13 protein-coding genes are annotated in these 19394 nt (G+C 33.8%); 8 read left to right on the top strand and 5 right to left on the bottom strand.

Annotated elements, in window-relative coordinates; all coding sequences use genetic code 11:
• Window positions 1-579 precede the first annotated feature (579 nt).
• Both rplM and rpsI read left to right on the top strand, forming a co-directional pair.
• Complete coding sequence (rplM, locus tag UGRO018_RS12345; RefSeq protein WP_416326797.1) at window positions 580-1017, top strand: 50S ribosomal protein L13; 438 nt, start codon at window positions 580-582, stop codon at window positions 1015-1017.
• 12 nt (window positions 1018-1029) lie between these two features.
• Entirely contained in the window at window positions 1030-1434 is a 405-nt protein-coding gene (gene rpsI, locus UGRO018_RS12340) for a 30S ribosomal protein S9 (protein ID WP_416326796.1), read from the top strand.
• Window positions 1435-1931: 497 nt separating this feature from the next.
• On the opposite strand, the gene UGRO018_RS12335 is transcribed toward rpsI, so the two are convergent.
• Window positions 1932-2246: a hypothetical protein gene (locus UGRO018_RS12335; protein WP_416326795.1), complete on the bottom strand. Its 315-nt coding sequence runs from the start codon at window positions 2244-2246 to the stop codon at window positions 1932-1934.
• Window positions 2247-2352: 106 nt separating this feature from the next.
• A complete protein-coding gene (locus tag UGRO018_RS12330; protein ID WP_416326794.1) occupies window positions 2353-3105 on the bottom strand; it encodes a class I SAM-dependent methyltransferase in 753 nt (250 codons plus the stop codon).
• Window positions 3106-3575: 470 nt separating this feature from the next.
• On the opposite strand from UGRO018_RS12330, the gene UGRO018_RS12325 reads away from it, so the two are divergent.
• From UGRO018_RS12325 to UGRO018_RS12315, 3 genes are all read left to right on the top strand, one after another.
• Window positions 3576-4406 carry a MerR family transcriptional regulator gene (locus UGRO018_RS12325; protein ID WP_416326793.1) on the top strand — a complete coding sequence of 277 codons (831 nt, stop codon included), beginning with the start codon at window positions 3576-3578 and terminating at the stop codon, window positions 4404-4406.
• 84 nt (window positions 4407-4490) lie between these two features.
• Window positions 4491-4967 (top strand): tRNA (N6-threonylcarbamoyladenosine(37)-N6)-methyltransferase TrmO, encoded by a 477-nt coding sequence (tsaA, locus tag UGRO018_RS12320; protein WP_416326792.1) that lies wholly within the window; start codon window positions 4491-4493, stop codon window positions 4965-4967.
• A 12-nt stretch (window positions 4968-4979) separates the two neighbouring features.
• Entirely contained in the window at window positions 4980-5537 is a 558-nt protein-coding gene (locus UGRO018_RS12315; RefSeq protein ID WP_416326791.1) for a GNAT family N-acetyltransferase, read from the top strand.
• 309 nt (window positions 5538-5846) lie between these two features.
• Here UGRO018_RS12315 and UGRO018_RS12310 read toward each other — a convergent pair whose 3' ends face one another.
• A complete protein-coding gene (locus tag UGRO018_RS12310) occupies window positions 5847-7205 on the bottom strand; it encodes a sensor histidine kinase (RefSeq protein WP_416326790.1) in 1359 nt (452 codons plus the stop codon).
• Window positions 7202-7927 (bottom strand): LytR/AlgR family response regulator transcription factor, encoded by a 726-nt coding sequence (locus UGRO018_RS12305; RefSeq protein ID WP_416326789.1) that lies wholly within the window; start codon window positions 7925-7927, stop codon window positions 7202-7204. Before UGRO018_RS12305 ends, UGRO018_RS12310 begins: the two co-directional genes overlap by 4 nt.
• 183 nt (window positions 7928-8110) lie before the next feature.
• Here UGRO018_RS12305 and UGRO018_RS12300 point away from each other — a divergent pair, with 183 nt between their 5' ends.
• The 3 genes from UGRO018_RS12300 to UGRO018_RS12290 all read left to right on the top strand — a co-directional run bounded on the left by UGRO018_RS12300 (window position 8111) and on the right by UGRO018_RS12290 (window position 14783).
• Complete coding sequence (locus tag UGRO018_RS12300; protein WP_416326788.1) at window positions 8111-8464, top strand: hypothetical protein; 354 nt, start codon at window positions 8111-8113, stop codon at window positions 8462-8464.
• A 151-nt stretch (window positions 8465-8615) separates the two neighbouring features.
• Window positions 8616-11420, top strand: a complete 2805-nt coding sequence (locus UGRO018_RS12295; RefSeq protein ID WP_416326787.1) for a leucine-rich repeat domain-containing protein — start codon at window positions 8616-8618, stop codon at window positions 11418-11420.
• Between the two features lie 213 nt (window positions 11421-11633).
• On the top strand, window positions 11634-14783 hold the full coding sequence (locus tag UGRO018_RS12290) for a leucine-rich repeat domain-containing protein (RefSeq protein ID WP_416326786.1): 3150 nt from the start codon (window positions 11634-11636) through the stop codon (window positions 14781-14783).
• A 320-nt stretch (window positions 14784-15103) separates the two neighbouring features.
• Here the strand turns inward: UGRO018_RS12290 and UGRO018_RS12285 are convergent, their stop codons facing one another.
• Window positions 15104-18946 (bottom strand): bifunctional diguanylate cyclase/phosphodiesterase, encoded by a 3843-nt coding sequence (locus UGRO018_RS12285; RefSeq protein WP_416326785.1) that lies wholly within the window; start codon window positions 18944-18946, stop codon window positions 15104-15106.
• Between the last annotated feature and the right edge of the window lie 448 nt (window positions 18947-19394).

Genomic DNA, 19394 nt, shown 5'->3' with positions numbered 1-19394 from the left:
GAGTATGAAAGAATTTATCGATCCATTTAGCGGGGAGAAACATAAGAAGTAATAGAAGCCTCCTTTAAGGAGGCAGCAGAGAACGAGTGCAAGCGGCGAGCCTTTACTCATCGCCTCTTTAGAGGCAGCAGGGAAAGGAGCCTTATAGGTACAATAAAACCACCAGTTCAACTGGTGGTTTTATTGTACCTATGAGATAAAAAACTTCATCACATAATTATCATGAAAAATATGTGATAAACAACATAATCTAACATAATTACCACAAACTTATTCGAAATGTCTTTGTTATACTATAGTCAGCAAGTAAGATAAGGTACTTGCTAGTATGATAATTTCCCCTCAATAAATAAATTCATACTTTCTCCCTTTCAAATTAGATAATAATAAATTACAGAAGAAGTGCCACCCCCTCAGGCACTTCTTTTGTATATATAAGTAAAATCAGCCCAAAAGCCATCAAATTGCGAAAAAAATGAAAGTTTTAGTTGACTTATTGTGTATTTGATTATAAACTATTAAATAGGCACTTATGCCTTTGTAGCCCCGGAAACTACATAGGAAAGGAAGTTTAAAAACATGCGCCAAACAACATTTGCAAAACCTGCAGAAGTAGAACGTACTTGGTACGTTGTAGACGGAACAGGAAAGACTTTAGGTCGTTTAGCTACTGAAGTAGCATCAGTGTTAAGAGGAAAAAACAAACCTACTTATACACCAAACGTTGACTGTGGAGATTTCGTTATCGTAATTAACGCTGACAAAATTGAATTAACAGGAAACAAACTGGATACTAAAAAATACTACAACCACTCTGGTTATGCTGGAGGACTTCGTACTCGTACAGCACGTACGATGAAGGAAAACTATACTGTTGAATGGGTTGAAAAAGCTATTTACGGTATGTTACCTCACACAAAACTTGGTGACGTTATGCGTAAACACCTGTTTGTTTACACTGGTAGTGAACATCCACACACAGCTCAGAAACCAGTTGAGCTGACAATCAAAGGTTAGGAGGAATAAGAAATGGCAGCTAAGAAAAATACAGTAACTTACAATGGTACAGGACGCCGTAAAACATCTGTTGCTCGTGTCTTTATGACTCCGGGTAAAGGTAGTATCACTGTTAATGGTAAAACATTAGAAGAATATTTACCTTTAGAAACTTTACGTATGGTTGTTCGTTCACCATTAGAATTAACAGAAACTTTAGAACAGTTTGATATCAAAATCAACGTTCAAGGTGGAGGATACACTGGACAGGCAGGCGCTATGCGTCATGGTATCACACGTGCTTTGATGGAAGCAAGTGCTGATTATCGTCCTGCACTGAAAGCAGCTGGATTCGTTACACGTGACTCTCGTATGAAAGAACGTAAGAAATACGGATTAAAAGCAGCTCGTCGTGCTCCACAGTTCTCAAAGAGATAGAAAGTACATACTTTCTACAATCACGTACACTTATGTACACACACGAAAGCCCCATATTATGGGGTTTTTTTGTTGCTTGCATGAGTGTAAATGAGTGTACATAAGTGATGCGGTGGTCCTAATTAGGTAGCAAAGCTGCGTGGAGGTTGGCGTAACTTCGCCGTTAAATCAGATAAGGATCATGGTTTTAAATGGAAGTGAAATTTACATTATCTATGCTATGATAAATTAAGAAATTATGTTGGAGGTGGTTGTCATTAAGCATATAAATAAATATAAAATACCATTATTATCTTTTTTTCTATTTCTATAATCGCTATCATAATTTTTAATGTTTTGTAACATATTGAATACGAGACATTATCAAAAGAACTTTATCAAGGATATATTGTTATTTCAAAGGATAATCATATTATTACAAATCAGTTTTTTTGATAAAAGAATTTTATGGACCCTATTTAAAGCATTAAATAAAAAGGGATACAAAATACACATCTTTATGGTTTTCCACTAGATAAATCACTATAATAAAGTATTTCTTTATCTAATGATTTTGCAAATTCGATTTCATTTTGAGTGCTATTTCCGATATAGCCATTTACATCTACAACTAGAATAGCATTAGATAACTTTATTTTTTCTTTATGCATTTTATCAAACATCTTTAATTCTTCTTCAGTATAAGCATTTTTATCAGATTTGGTTGGATAAATAACGGGTAATATACAATGCCCTTTTAATTCCATTTCTTCTGCAATTTGTTTCATTTCATTTTGAAATTTTAAACTTCCGCAAATCGTGATTATTTTCATACTAACCTCTTTCTAACGCCATAATAATTAAATATTTATTTTATCATTAATTTTTATCTGTTTCTTGCTTTTTTATTTATCAACTATCTTAATATGCAAATCATACTTATAATATGAGGTCGCTCTTTCTTGCTTTAATAAGCAAAAAATCCGGTTTATGAATGCTTTTTTTATACTTAGGGTACTGCTCCATAATAGTGTCATTTGGAATAGGTTCAAGCATTCTTTCTACGACAAATCCTGCTGCTGAGAGTGCGTTAATTATAGATGAAATTGTTCGATGGTATTTAACAACTCCATCAACAAACCATGTCACTTTTCTTTCACCTTCAAGCGCATATGTGGACAAATTATAATGGATGCATTCATCATCTGAATTTACGGTCCAATAGTTTTGGGATAATAAAGCCGTTATTAATGGATGTTCCTGTGAAAATATTAAATAGCCATCCTTATTCAGAAGATGATTTATATCCACCACTAATTTATCAAAATCTTCAATATAATGAACAGCTAGTGAACTAAATACAACATCGAACTTCTCTGTTATCTCATTTAAATCGGTCATACTTTTATTGATATATTGAATATTGGGCGAGTTGTTTTCGTTTTGTGCAATTTCTAGCATTTTTTTAGATATATCAAGACCTATAACTTTTGCTGCACCTAGCTTAAGAAATTCAACACAATTTTCACCATAACCGCAACCAAGATCAAGCACCGTTTTGTTGTGCATATCCGGTACAAGACGAAACAATGCTGGCTTTTCAATAATATTATTTGCTGATAATGGATTTTCTCTTAATTTCCTATATCCATCGAAAAATTTTTGGTTATCATAAATATTTTGATTGCTCATAACATTACCTCACGTATTATTTTCTTCACGTTTCATTTATTTTTATTGTACTGATTATACCATAGATCTAGTTGGATTTCTATTTTATACAAGTTAACCGCTCAATGGAAAATAAAGAAAATAAAGCCTTGAAATATTGCATGTTGTAAATGTAAAATATTAGCATTATATCTTGTGTTTTGTTATTAAAGGAAACGCTTATATGAAGTATGTGAAAGATGATAAGTAGTGAAAGTGAAGATAGCATATGGTATAATATCGATAAAGAATTGATAAATTGAATCAAGCTATTTTAGATATAAAGCTTTTATATGAAATAACACTTTATACCTCTTCACTTGAGATTTGTGTTGCTCGACTATGCTTAACATTTATTTATAAGTTAGTTGAAAATAAGTGTGTGTCGTTGTTTATAGGCGTTGGAATCGACAAAATTTTATAATTGAGATATTAGGGAATGGAGAGATAAGATGTTTAGAATTGGTGAATTTTCAAAACTGACACAAGTATCTGTTCGTATGTTACGATACTATGATGAAGTTGGTTTATTAAGACCAGCAGAAATTGACTCATGGACTGGCTATCGTATATATTCAGTGGAACAGATACCTACCTTAAATAAAATTATATATCTGCGTGACAGTGGGTTCAATGTAGCTGAAATAGCAGTTGCCCTTAATGGGGAAAATGATACTTCACTTATAGAGCAGCTTAATAAAAAATATGAATATATTAAGCATAACATATGTACAGAGCAAGAACAGCTTAAAAAAATTGAACTTGCAAAAAATGAATTATTAAATGGAAAAAATGAAATACATTACAATATTTCTATAAAATCTATTCCAAGTTACCAAGTTCTATCATTGAGAAAAGTAATACCTGACTATTATTCTGAAGGTAAATTATGGAATGAATTATCAGAATTTGCCAAACAGCATAAAGTTGAAATCCAAAGTGATACATTCTCTATTTATCATGATGAAGATTATAGAGAAGAAAATGTTGATGTAGAACTATGTGCTATTGTAAGCAAAGTAGGGAAAGATATAGAACCCTTTAAATTCCGGAGTACTGAGCCTATTCCTATAATGGCTTGTACTATGGTTTATGGAAGTTTTTCAAATATTGCGACTGCATATCTCACATTTGCAAAATGGTTACAAAATAATAGTCAGTATAAAATGAAAGGTGAAAATAGGCAAATTGTACATCGTGGTCCGTGGAATGAAGAAAATCCACAGAAATATTTAACTGAAATTCAGATACCTTTAGAAAAAAACTATGAAAACGTCTTGTGATTTTGCAGGACGTTTTTTCTTGACTCTCACACGATGTTAGGGTTTACCATTTGATTACAGATAAATGAAAATGGAGGAAAAAATATGACAACTTATAACGTGAATTCGATAGGAATTATCTGTAACAATGAAACGGGAACATTTATTAAACTAAATGCTGAATTTATTCCAGCACTAAAAGCTATGGATGGTTTTAGCCATATCAATGTTCTTTGGTGGTTCAGTGATTTTGATAAGGAAGAATATAGGTCTATATTAGAGACAGAACAACCTTATAAAAATGCTCCAGAAAAGATGGGGATTTTTGCCACAAGATCACCAATACGTCCAAATCCGATTGCATTAACGACAGTGGAAATTATTCATGTAGATTATCAGAATGGTATCATCCAGATTACTTATATTGACGCTAATGACAATACACCTATTCTTGATATCAAACCTTATACACCAAGCCTTGACAGAGTAGAAACACCAGTTGTTCCTGGATGGTGCAGCCATTGGCCGAAAAGTTTAGAGGAATCTGGAACGTTTGCATGGGAACATGAATTTAACTTTTAGGAGTGGTGCAAGATGAGTCTACAAGATTATATATCCGAAAAGCCGGTTATCCATACGGAACACCTTATATTGAGGACTATGAATAAAAATGACATAGCTGATTTAAAAGAATGGATGAGTGATGTATCGCTGTATGAATATTGGGGAAAACGTCCATCAAAAAGTGAGAAAAATCCAGAATTACTTTTTGAAAAGCAGGACAGACCTACAAAGAGCTTTCATTGGGGTATCGTTCATAAGCAAGACAATAAAGTGATTGGTGAATTGTGGGTGTATCTTATTGAAAATAACAGGATGGCGAAAGTAGCGTTTCGCCTTTCCCATACATATCAAGGAAACAGACTTATGACAGAAGCATTAAAAAGTGTAGTCAATTTTTGCTTTGAAAACACAGAATTACAGCGACTATGGAGTGATGTACACGTTTTAAATCACGCTTCATATAAAACAATGGAAAAAGTTGGCTTTAAACGAGAAGGACATATCAGAGAGGGGAAAATGGTAAACACTTATTGTGATCATTATTTATATGGCATATTGAAATCTGATATTTCTAATTTCTCAAATTAAATCAGCCGACAGTTAGTTAACACGATTTCTAACTGTCGGCTGATTTTATATTAGCTGCTTTATACTTCGTATGGTTTGCAAACAAAAATGGAGAAACTAATCTATTTACAATCTGCATTATAAATTAGATTAATCTCAAATATCCACATTGGAATCCTTAGTTCATGGTTATTATTAATTAATTAGTATCACTTTTTAAATTTAAATGGAAAAAGAAAATGCAAACGTAGATAAAGGCTTGATGTAGTTTTCAATAAAAAATTAACATATTATTTCTCATTAATAACTTTGCAACATTAGGTGATTTGTTTACTCTTTATTAATTGTATTACTGTTTTCTTTTGTAAAACGCATAATTACAGAAGTATAAAAAATCCCATCGCTAGTCTCGAAGCGCACAGAACCATCATAACGCTTTGCTATGTCTTGCATAGAAGATGTCCCAATCCCCATGCCTTCACGTTTTGAAGATTTGGGTACACCATCTTGAAAGGTTACAGGAACATTGCAGGTATTGTCAGTGAGAATCAACAACTCAGAGGTTCCGTGCTGCTTTATCCATAATTTTATAAATGTGTCATTACTCTTACTTCTTTGACAGGCTTCTACAGCATTTTCAAGCATATTACCAAGTAACACGGTGATGTCTGTTTCTGAAATACTGCAGTTATCAGGATATGCAATATTTGCATCAAAGCGGATATGATAATCTCTTGCTCTACTTGCATAATAACAAATAATCGCATTTACGACATCATTACGGCTGTAAAGTTCTAAAACGTCGGGAGGTAACTCTCTTCTATATAAATCAATGTAATTCTTCAACCCCTCTTTATCATCTTTTTCTATATAGGAATTAACAAGCATTAGATGATGGTGTAAATCATGTTTGGCTTTGCGCATATCATCCATATGTTTGGCAAGAATATCATATTGTTTTTTCTGTGTCTGAATACTTTGATCAGCATATTTCAAAGACTCTTCCAGCTGTGTTTTCTTCATGGAAATTTCTAATACTTTCAATGCTACATAGGATACATAACAAGTACCTAACAGCATGAGGTAACGGGATACTATGAATTGCCATGTCGCATAAGCATAGACATCATCATTGAAGCAGTACAGCATCCCAAACAATGCGGAAAACAATGGTATCTTCCAGAGGTGTCGCCACAGTGTATCATCCTGTATCTTCATAGCATCCGCAACCGTATGTTTGAAGAAAAGGAGCATAAACGGGCAAGTTACCAGATAAACGATGATGCGAACGATATTGTATATTAGATAGGGATGTTGGTCTGAAAAATCCCAAAAGAATCTACTTTCAATAAAGTTTGCATTACCATAGACGAAGAATGACCACGAAAACAGAAGTAGATAGGTGAACATTAGTTTTGGAAAACTCTCTTTAATCAACGCAAAGGACAGCGTTAAATTTACAAGCATGAAACCATAGCGCATGATGGTGGTCCATTGCATAGCCATCTCATATCCACCTGTATTGATAAGGAAGAAGGTCAAACTGTTGAGTGTTGCTACAGCCGTGATTAGAATCATGACGTAACGAAACGGGATACGCAGTTTATCCTTGAACATCAGATAACGTGGTATCGCAAATGGGATGAAGTCAAGATATGGAAATAGGATCACCATCAATGCATCTATCATAGCATTTCCTCCTCTCTTGCTTTATGAAACAAATATCTATGATATTTTTTCTCTATGTTATTTCTGTCCCGCTTGGAAAAGAGAACTCTTTCTCCTGTTTCCAACAGGAATGCTAGATCTTCCATCTGTTCAACATGATCAAGGTTGACGATGCATCCTTTGTAGCAGGACAGAAACTGTGGATAACACAACAGCATATCTGTCACAGTGGTAAAGGGGGTACGGTAACGCAAGATGCCATATTGTAGAGTATGAATCTGCGTATAATGGCCACTTACATCACACCATAGAATCTCACGCAGAAGTATTTTTTCATCCTGTACACAGATATAGCGGGCATTACGCAATCGTGCCATGTTGAGCAGAAGCAGAGTCTGTTCAAAATCCTCATAGGAAAAAGGTTTCAAAAGGTAGCCATTTGCTCGCACCTGATAACTGTCAATTGCATGATCTCTACTGGTAGTGATGAAGATCAGAGAGACAAAGGTATCACTCATTCTTATCTTTTTTGCAGTATCTATACCAGAGAGACCATCCATGTACTGGTCGATAAAGATGATATCATAGCTGTCTTTACTGAAAATGGACAGAAAATCTTCACCGCTGATGAACTCCTCGATATCAATGGACTCCTCAACATAATGTTTGGAAAAGAAACGATGGAGACATGATTGGATGTCATTTCTGCATTCTACCAGGTCATCAATGATTGCTATTTTCATGTTCCATCCTCACTCCTCTAACGAATAAATTTATTTTGTCAATTTAATTTTACATGAAAAAGAAGGTCAAAACAATGCAAATTTCAGCCAGAAATTGCAGTTTATGGCCAACTTGTTGAATATAAGACTCCTTTTGCTATAGTGAAAGTAGGAAATACCATGCATGAAAGGAGTGTGGAATGTATGGAAATGATCATTTGTGGTGGTGATAGTAAGGAGTACAGTCTGATTGAGAAATCTGTTAATGACTACTACAGAGACAAGAATATCCCCTGCCAAATACGACACTGTGGGGACTGGCAGGGGCTGAGTAGGCTGATCAAGGAGAAAACAGCAGACGCTATCATCGTGGCGCAAGATGGGGTGAGTGGACTGGATATCATTACAGGATTGAGGATAGCATCAGGCAGGCTGATATGGTTTTCTGACTTGGATTTCAGCATACAGGCATATCGTCTGTGCGTGTCCTATTTCGACATGAAACCTATTTCGCATGAAAAAGTCATCCAGGCACTAAAGCGTATTGAAACGATATGATACCAAAATGTATCAGATATTGATAATTTTATATATAAAGATATATCAAAAATAGGTTGAAGTAGCTCTTAGTGATATAAAAAAGCATTCCAATAAAAGAGAATCAAATTTCTATATTGTACAAGTTTTGAAAGGAAAAGGAGGAAATGTTATGAATAACAAGAAGAAACAGACCGTTGTAGTAGCAATGGCAACAGCATTGGGAGTAAGCGTTATGATGTCCCCTGTGGCAGTATATGCTCAGGAAGAAGACTCAGCAATAATCATGCAGGAAAACAATCAGCAAGACATTCAACAGGAGACAAATCCACAGGACGAAACAACCATATCAAAGCAGGAAGTTCCAGTGAATGAGAACCTACAGAATACGAATACCAGAAATTCACAAGCAGTAACAGATATATCTGTCGCTGATTCAAGGTCAAATGAAGCTATTACTGATCCAGCTGAAGCAATAAGAGCGATACAGGCAGTAGTGGACAACTATCCTGTGAGCAATGAAACAACAATAGATGAAATAGACGACTTTCTAGAGAAAACATTTATAAATACAGGAAAATTAGCGGATTGCAGTTTAGGCTCCTTCGATAAAACAAAAGCTACAGTGGATACTGTAGGCAATATAAACTTAGAGATAGTTTTTGTGTTACGGTTCCAGCCTTCATCCATACACTATTATTACATGAATATTACGATACCACGCCTACCAAAGGCAGGAGAAGTTGCTATCAATGACAAAAATTTTCCAGATGCTGAATTTAGATCCTATATAAAAAAGACATTTGATAGTGATTCCGATGATGTGTTATCTATAGTTGAATTGGATAATGCGAAAAGAGTGTATTTATATGGAAATAAAAATATAAAAAGTATAGAAGGGATACAGTATCTTAGAAATTTAGTGTTTTTAAATTGCGGTAATACTGATATAGAAACTTTTGATGTCAGCAAAAACAAGAAATTGGAAACTTTATATTGCACTGATAATTTAAAGCTTACATCGATGAATATTGATGGTGCTGAATCTTTAGAGGAATTACAATGTCATGATACCGGAATCATTGAATTAAATGTAAAAAATAACACAAACCTTGATTGGCTTGCCTGTTATAAGACTAATATCAACAGCTTAGATGTTAGCAACAATTCAAAACTCAGAATACTGGATTGTTTTTCTAATCCGCAGTTGACTACCTTAAAGACGAATAAAAATGGCTTATTAGAAAAATTGAATATTACTGAAACTGGAATCAATGAATTAGATGTCAGTGATCATAGTGAACTAACCGATTTAAAAGCAATGAGATGCCCTAACTTAGTTTCCCTAAACATTAGCAACGCATCTTTGTTAAAAGAATTATGGACGAAGGATTCGCCTGTACTTGCAGTTATACAAACTGGAAATAATACTGCTTTAGAAATTATCGTTGTATCTGGTAATACTAGTTTAAGCGATATGGATGTTAGCAGCATGTCAAACCTAAAGAATTTTACAGGTGATGATACTGCGTTAAGAGGATTGGATTTGACAAATAATAAAAATTTGCATAGTTTAAGTATTAGTGGTTGTCCTTTAGCTTATTTAAATTTGCCACAAGAAGTAGATATAAACTACCTATATTCTGGTAATAACAAGCAGGTTGCTTTTGATATATCAGGTAGTTCTTTCAAAATCACGGATATATTTCTAAATATAAATGTCGCTAATTTGAATCTTTTGAGTGGTGCTACACAAAACGGCGAGGAATTTAGTGGATATAAAAATGGTGAGCCAATACGTTATACATACTACTGTGGGATGTATAACGGAAGGAAGATCCAACTTTCCGTTTCATTGATTCCCAATATTCATAAATTGGATAATAGTATCACAATAAAGAAAGATCTAAATAAGCTGTATGATGGAATACCTGTGGAATTGGATAAAAGTGATATTGTCGTAAAAGGCAGCAATCAAGCGTATAAGATTCGCTGGGAGATGCTTGACGGCTCATACTGGAAGGATGTAAACGGGCTACCTTGTGATGTTGGGAACTATAGAGTAAGTATAACTGTAGAAGAGGATGAATACTTCTATGGTGCTTCAAATACAGTAGAATTTGCTATCACAAAAGCAACAAATAGTTGGAAGAATGGGCTTGTGATTGCGGATTGGACATATAGCGAAAAATCTAATCTGCCAACAGCGACTGCACAATTTGGCAATCCAACATTTACTTACAGTGATTCCAAGACAGGAACATTTACATCCAATGTACCAACAGATGCAGGAACGTGGTATGTCAAGGCAACAGTGGCAGGTACAGATAATTATACAGGCTTGGAAGAAATTGTGATGTTCCAGATTCAAAAAGCAGATAATGAGTGGATAAGCCAACCAGAGATAATAGGCTGGACATATGGAGAGAAAGCAAATATGCCAACTGCTACATCGAAATATGGTAATGTGACTTACACATATAGTGATACAAAGGCGGGGATCTATACCGATAAAGTCCCTCATAATGCAGGCACATGGTATATAAAGGCAAGTGTAGAAGGAACAGGAAATTATACTGGACTAGAATATATTACAACGTTTATGATAGCACCAAAATATATGGATGATCACATCATTCCAGATATCCAATCAGATGAGGATGTTGCGCATCTGATAATCAAAGATGGAGATAAAGAATTGGTAAAAGGAAAAGATTATCGCATAGACAAGCAACAAAAAGATAATGAGGTCACAATAACGATTAGATTCCAAGGTAACTATATTGGCACTGCTACAAGAAGTTACATGATTGATACAGAGAAATCAGAAGAGATAATAAAAGATACAAACAGCGTATCAACTGGTGATCATAGCCAAACAGGATTCTTTGCAGCAATCAGTATATTCTTTGCAAGCTGTTTTGTGTACCTTACAGGAAAGAGAAGAAAAAAGAATGAGGAGATGAAGGGAAGATAGTACTTGTGGAATATATGGAAATGATATCTGCGGTAATTACAGCATAGAACGCAGTCTGGTGTAGTAATCATTTCATGAATACTATAATTTCATACCTAAGGAGAAATCGAAAAGTAAAAAGAGGTTGCTCTTAACGTTATAAAAAAGCATTCCAGCAAAGAGAATTGAATTTCTATATTGTACAAGTCTTGAAACGAAAAGGAGGAAGATGTTATGAATAACAAGAAGAAGCAGGGTGTCACAGCAGCAATGGCAACAGCATTGGGAGTAAGCGTCATGATGTCCCCTGTGGCAGTATATGCACAGGAAGAAGACTCAGCAATAATCATGCAGGAAAACAAGCAGCAGGACAATACACAGGGAACAAAACAGGATGATATATCGATATCAAAGCAGGAAGTTTCAGTGAATGAGAACCTACAGAATACGAATACCAGCAATTCACAAGCAGTAACAGATATACCTGTCGCTGATTTAAGGTCAAATGAAGCTATTACTGATCCAGCTGAAGCACAACAAGCGATACAGGCAGCACTGGACAACTATCCTGTGAGCAATGAAACAACAATAGATGAAATAGACGACTTTCTAGAGAAAACATTTATAAATACAGGAAAATTAGCTGATTGCCGTTTAAGCTCCTTTGATAAAACAAAAGCTACAGTGGATACTGTAGGCAATATAATCATAGAGATAGGTTATGTGTTCCTGTTTCGGCCTCCAGACATATACTTATATGGCATGAATATTACGATACCACGTCTACCAAAGGCAGGAGAAGTTGCTATCAATGACAAAAATTTTCCAGATGGTATTTTCAGAAAATATGTGAAGGAAACATTTGATACATCAAATGATAATGTTTTATCAATAGAGGAACTAGAAAATATCTATACTGTAAATGTATTGAGTAAAAGCGATATTGAAAGTCTAAAAGGAATTGAATATTTTCCTGATTTACGTTTTTTATACTGTAATAACACGAAAATAACGGAACTGGATGTAAGTAAAAATTTGGCTTTACAAAAATTGGATTGTAGTAATACCTTACTCACTTCTTTGGATGTAAGTAAGAATAAAAAATTAACACAATTATCATGTAATTGGAACACAGAAATGGAATCCCTTACGGTACAAGGTGCAGATGCTTTACAATCTTTGATTTGTACGAATTCAGGATTGAAAAGTTTGGATGTCACCCATAATGAATTACTAAAAGATTTAAATTGTTATAATAATAAGCAAATGTCAATCCTCCTTGTGAATGGTGCACAACGATTAGAAAAATTAAGTTGTTTTAACAGTGCTATTCAGACGTTGGATGTAAGCAAACTAAAAAAACTTGAAGAGTTAAATTGTTATGAAAATGCTGATTTGAACACACTAAATGTAGGTGGTGCAGATGCATTAGCAGTATTACGTTGTAATGATACAAATATCAATGAACTAAACATTTCGAATAATAAAAGCTTAACACATTTGTATACAAGTTCAACCAATCTTACAGATTTAGATGTTAGTAAGAACACTGCGTTAAAATTCTTATTTGCTTCAAATACGAAGATATCAAAACTAGATATTCATCTAAATAAAGTTTTAAAGCAACTTGTGTGTGGAGATAATAAAAATCTAACATCACTTATCATTACAGGTGCAGACGCTTTGGAAAAGTTATCATGTGATAATACAAGCATCCGCTCATTAGATGTTAGTCAAAATAAAAATCTGAGTTTATTGGAATGTCAAAATACGCAATTAGTTTGGTTGGATATCGGGGATAACATCAATTTAAAGACAATTTCAAAAAATACCACAATGATGAAAATATCTGTGACAGGGAATACTTTCAATATCAAAGATTTATTCCCTGATCTAAATTTGCAAAAAGTAACAATAACTTCAAATGGTCACCTAAACACAACTACAGGAGTCGTAACGATTATGAAACCTGATCAAGATGTAACTTATATGTATCAAATGGGTACCTCAGGAAATGGAACAGAGTTTTTGACTGTTGCGCTAACATTAGATATTCAAAAAGAGAAGAGTGTTATTTCTATCGAAAATGATATTAGTAAAACTTATGATGGTAAGCAAGTAGATGATCCTATGATAAGCAGGCATGGTAGTCAAAAGGAAGTTACTTTTACGTATGAGCAATGGAATGGTAGTAAATGGATAGACTTGAATGAAGTACCAATTCATGTTGGTGTATATAGAGTACAGGCACATGTTGCAAGTGATGATTTTTGGCTTATGGCAGATTCTGAAAAAGTGGAATTCACTATTACAAGGGCAGTAAATAATTGGATTGCAAAACCAACAATTGAAAAATGGACATATGGTCAATCCGCAAACGATCCAACCGCAAGCTCTCTTTTTGGTGATGTGAGCTATAGCTACAGCAACTCACGCACAGGTATATACACTAGTAATGTACCAACAGATGCAGGAACATGGTATGTCAAGGCAACAGTGGCAGGTACAGATAATTATACAGGCTTAGAAGAAATTGTGATGTTCCAGATTCAAAAAGCAGATAATGAGTGGATAAACCAACTAGAGATAATAGGCTGGACATATGAAGAGAAAGCAAATATGCCAACCGCTACATCGAAATATGGTAATGTAACTTACACATACAGTGATACAAAGGCGGGTCTCTATACCGATAAAGTCCCTCATAATGCAGGAACATGGTATGTCAAGGCAACAGTTGCAGGCACAGATAATTATACAGGCTTGGAAGAAATTGTGATGTTCCAGATTCAAAAAGCAGATAATGAGTGGACAAGTCAGCCAGGACTAATCGGCTGGACATATGGAGAGAAAGCAAGTATGCCAACTGCTACATCGAAATATGGTAATGTGACTTACACATACAGTGATTCAAAGATAGGAACATTTACATCTAATGTACCAGTAAATGCAGGCACATGGTATATAAAAGCAAGCGTAGAAGAAACAGGAAATTATACTGAATTAGAATATATAACGACTTTTATGGTAGCACCAAAACATATAAATGATGATATTATTCCTGATATCCAATCAGATGAGGATGTTGCGCATCTGATAATCAAAGATGGAGATAGAGAATTGATAAAAGGAAAAGATTATCGCATAGACAAGCAGCAAAAAGATAATGATGTTATAATAACGATTACATTCCATGGCAATTATACTGGTACCGCCACAAGAAGTTACATTATCGATATAGAGAAATCAGAAGAGATAATAAAAGATACAAACAGCGTATCAACTGGTGATCATAACCAAACAGGGTTCTTTGCAATGATCAGTATATTCTTTGCAGGATGCTTTGTGTACCTTACAGGAAAGAGAAGAAAAAAGAATGAGTAGATAACGGGAAGATAGTTCATTCATAAATCAAAAAAATACTCAATTTGAGTTTATACCAAGTTGAGTATTTTTTAATTTTGAAGGCTTCTCAGCAGATTCTTTGTAATTGCTAATTGAGTAGTAGCTATCACTTATTCATCACTAGCAACCTTATGGTCTGTTTTAATATTTTTCATGATCGTATTGTTGGACAGGGTTACATCCTAAAAAAGAAAACAACGATAATGGTATTTTTTGAAGATGCTTTGCTGAGGATATTCGCTAACATCACTTTATACACAACATGCCAATATATAACATTTTTAATTCATTATTCAAATTTATCTATCTTTCAAAATATAATTTATTTCAAAATCTTCGATAGGAATTGGACGTGCAAACAAATAACCTTGCGCATTTGGACAATCTAATGATTTTAAAATATCCTCCTGACAGCTTGTTTCTACACCCTCTGCTATCATCTCTATATCAAGATCTTTGCATAATTGAATAATATTACGTAAAATGATCTGACTTCTTTGTTCATTTACTAAAGTTTTAATCAAACTTTTATCTAGCTTTAGCGTATCAAAATGAATATTATTTAATACAGACAGATTGCTGTAGCGAACACCAAAATCATCAAGTGATATACGTAGCCCAAGATTTCTGATTTCCTGTACCGTCTTATAGATTGTAGCTGAGCAGTTTTCCACCGTACCCTCTGTCATTTCAATTTCAAGGCAATATCTAGGAAAATCATAATGATCAATAATTTTTTTCATACTGGTGATAATATCATCCTCCATTAGCGTTACTCTTGAAAAATTCAAAGATATAATCAAGTCATCTCGATTCCATTTCTGCAATAGTTTACATACTTCTTCTAGAACATAAAGATCTATATACCTTATAATCCCATTAGATTCCAATACCGGAATAAATTCAGACGGTGGTAAAATACCTAATTCCGGATGCTTTTGGCGAATCAAAGCTTCTGCACCTATACCTCTATGACTTTTTAATTGATACTTTGGCTGAAGATAAATGATATACTCGCCTCTTTGGATCTGCTTGGTAAGATTTCTTAGAAGAAGGCGATGATGTACATCATCACTGCTATGTAACTCATCATGATGGCGTTTCTTATTCAGCTTCATTATATTATCTGCAGTATGAATCAATAATGTCAAGTCATGCTCCACATTGTCCCAAGAAAAACCTAATGATACACTGAAATTCTCATTTTGTTTGATCTTCTTTCGTAGCATTTGTATCTTTTCTTCCAGCTCTTTTTTATCACGATTCATAGCAATAATTAGAAATTCATCACCATTGAAACGATAAATATCTGTATTATTAAAAATCATTTTCATTAGATTCGCTAAATGACGTATATATTGATCCCCGGTAACAGTACCATAATTTTCATTGATTTTTTTCAAATGATCGATATTGGCAACAATCACACCAAGCGAATGAACAGCCTCGGATTGATAATGCGATAGATTATTTTCGTAACTATTTCTGTTTAACACATTAGTTAATAAGTCATAGTGATTTGCATGAAGTGTTTCTTGAAATAATCGATATCGTTTGATTTCATTGACTATAAAACTAGTCAAGGATTCCATGAAAGAAACATTTTGGAAATTAGCATTGGTATTATTTATTATTAGGCAACCATATTCTTCACCATGCTCTTCTAGATGGATCCAATGCTGGTTTTCTATACGATGACCTTGAATCAGTCGATACATATCAAAGGATTCTCCTATCATTGCCTGTGGATTTTCCAGTTTTATCGGGTTATTCCATTTTTGAGCACTTAGCCATGCACTGAGTACGATTACTTCTTCATCATCCAATGTCCATGTTTCTTTGGTGTATTTACCAATCCATTCTGCTTTTAACTCATAAAGACCACTATCTTGATTCATCATCCATATAGCTGCATGATCTGCCTTGAAGAAATGACAAATAGTTTCTAAAACGCTTTGCATCGCTTCATCGAAGTCCAGACATTCTTGCATATGCTGAATACCACTAATCAAAATATGGCTTTCTGTGGCATGACTTTCTAAGGAGTCCACAATGCTTTTATCATTGGATACATCTACTGCAATAGCAAGTAAAACCTGTTGGTGTTTCCAAGCAATTAATTTGTTTTTGATGATAAACTCCTGTTCTAAAGCTGTATTCATATCCTTCCATAAGTAAAATTTATCCCTAGACCAGTTGGCTTTCGCACAGAAGGGGCAAGGTGTCTTTCTACGATGCATGATTTCATAACACTTTTTACCACGACACTGGCTTTTTGTAAATCCTACTCGATCATAAAATGCTTGATTACCTAAAATCAAATCATAGTTTTCCGGATCTACAAGATAAGCAATATCACCGAACTCTCCTATATAAGTATCAAAATCTTCTTTTTCTTGCTGGTCTATATTTTCATAATATACTTCTTCCTGTTCTGGAATATTTGAAGTCTGTGGCTTTTTGATTTCCTTTGTTGAAGTTATGTTTCGATTATAAAAATGGTAAAGACCTTTCTGTGATTTTTTTACCTGATACAGCGTTTCATCTGCCTGCGCAAATACTGTTTCATAATCATTGCGCTCTGTAATCAACGTAACACCTGCACTAAAACTAATACTGTGTAGTTTATTGTTTTGCAATCTATAATATAAATCCATCAATGCATCTTCTACATCATGATCTGAGGAAATTTGTTCCATGAATATAATGAATTCGTCACCACCAAATCGTCCTACGATACAGTGATTATGAAAAACTGCCTTTAGTTGTGAGGCAAATAAAATCAACACATCGTCTCCTGCCTTATGGCCATAACTGTCATTAATATCTTTAAAATCATCAAGATCAATCATTATGAAAGCTTGTAGACCTGTTGGCTTTCTCAAACATTGTTTTATGTAGGTCTCTGCACTTTTTTTATTATATACATCAGTTAATTGATCAAATTCTGATTCATAACGTAGTTGAAAACCACTCTTCTTTCTTTCATCGATATCTGTCAAATACATTAATGCCATCAACTCTTCCTGCAATGGCTCTTTAAATAATAATATTTCTATTTCCATCCACATCATTTTATTTTGTTCAATGATTCTTCTAAATTCAAGTTTCAATCTGGTGATTCCGTTTTGATAAGACTGAATAAGGTTGTTACAATCCATCAATTCTAAATATTTTTTACGATCATCCATATGAACGACTTTATTGATAAAGCGTGTATACAACTGCGTGTAAGTCATTTGTTCTGTTAATTCATTATAAAGATTCCAGATACCTCCCATACCATAAAATTGATCCTGTGTGATATTGAAATGTCCATATGCTTCTTTCTCGCAGAGGAGCATATGATAAAATTGGGTTTCTTTTAGATAGGTTAAATACTCCTGTCTCTCTTTGGATATATCTTCAATAAACCCCATAATAATAAATTCTTTACCGACCTTTTTCTCATAAGTACTGAATTGAATGCGAACCCATTCTCGACTTGTTAATCTTACTTCGTTGGTTGTGCGTACATGTTGTTGCATCGTTTTTTGAAAAGCATGGAGTAATTTGGCGTTATCTGCTTTATTAAGAGGTAGTGCTTTTTTAGCATATTTAGAAAAGAATTTAGAATAGGTAAACATCTTAGGAAATTCTGTAAAAAATTTTTTCTGATTGACCATATAAACGATTTGTTTGTTTATATCTATTACAAAGGCTTCTTGACGAAGTTGGGAAAATAAGATATGCAATAGTTGAAACATATCTTCCTTTCTTGTTTGTTCAAGTACAAATTCACTCACATCGAAGGAAACACAACAATATAGATCTTCCATTTCTTTCAGCTGTTTTAATTGCGTGTAAAAACAATATATTTTATTATCTATCTCCACATCATGAAGAAATTCTTTGATGTTAACATCTTTTTGATATCCCTCAAAATACTTTTCTGTAGAAAGTAAAGCGGATAGACTATTTTTATATTTATATTTAACATCATCTCGATTTTGCCGCAATAATGAAAAAAATGCATCATTAGCGTATAGTATCGTAAGTTCAGCATCTCTTTTGATAAAATAACATGCTAACGGAAAATATTCTATTATTTTTTTCAAATCCTCCATTGTATCATTTGATGATGTTGCTTCATATATATTCATAAAAACCTCTCCTTCCTTTATGATGAATCATTTATAACTAGTAATTCTCATGTAGTTATTGATAAGCAGTAAATAGAACATTTCATTTTTATACCAAATTCCGCTATTTGATTAAAGCGATTCCCCCATGAAAGAAATTAATTGTGAGTAAGCCAATATAGGATCATTAGGTTAGGTTTTGGTTTTTTATTAAATATGGAAATGGATAGAAAATCAACTTAATGAATCTTTTGTTTTATCAGATACTAAAAAATAGATTATTCTATGAACGTCATAGCGTTAACTTGTTCATGCTTCATTCGTAATGATGGTAAACGCTTCCATACTACTATTATTTTACAACAGAAATCCTTGTTTTGAAAAGCTGAAATATACTTAATACCAAAAAAAGCATCCATCTTTTTCATTTTCATCATATATTTCAATACTTATAAAAAGTGCCAACCAT

Origin of the sequence: Hoskinsella mucinilytica (assembly GCF_045223415.1) — a bacterium.
GTDB lineage: Bacteria > Bacillota_I > Bacilli_A > Erysipelotrichales > Erysipelotrichaceae > Hoskinsella > Hoskinsella mucinilytica.
Note: the sequence above shows the minus strand (reverse complement) of the source record. Positions and strands in the feature narration are given on the sequence as shown.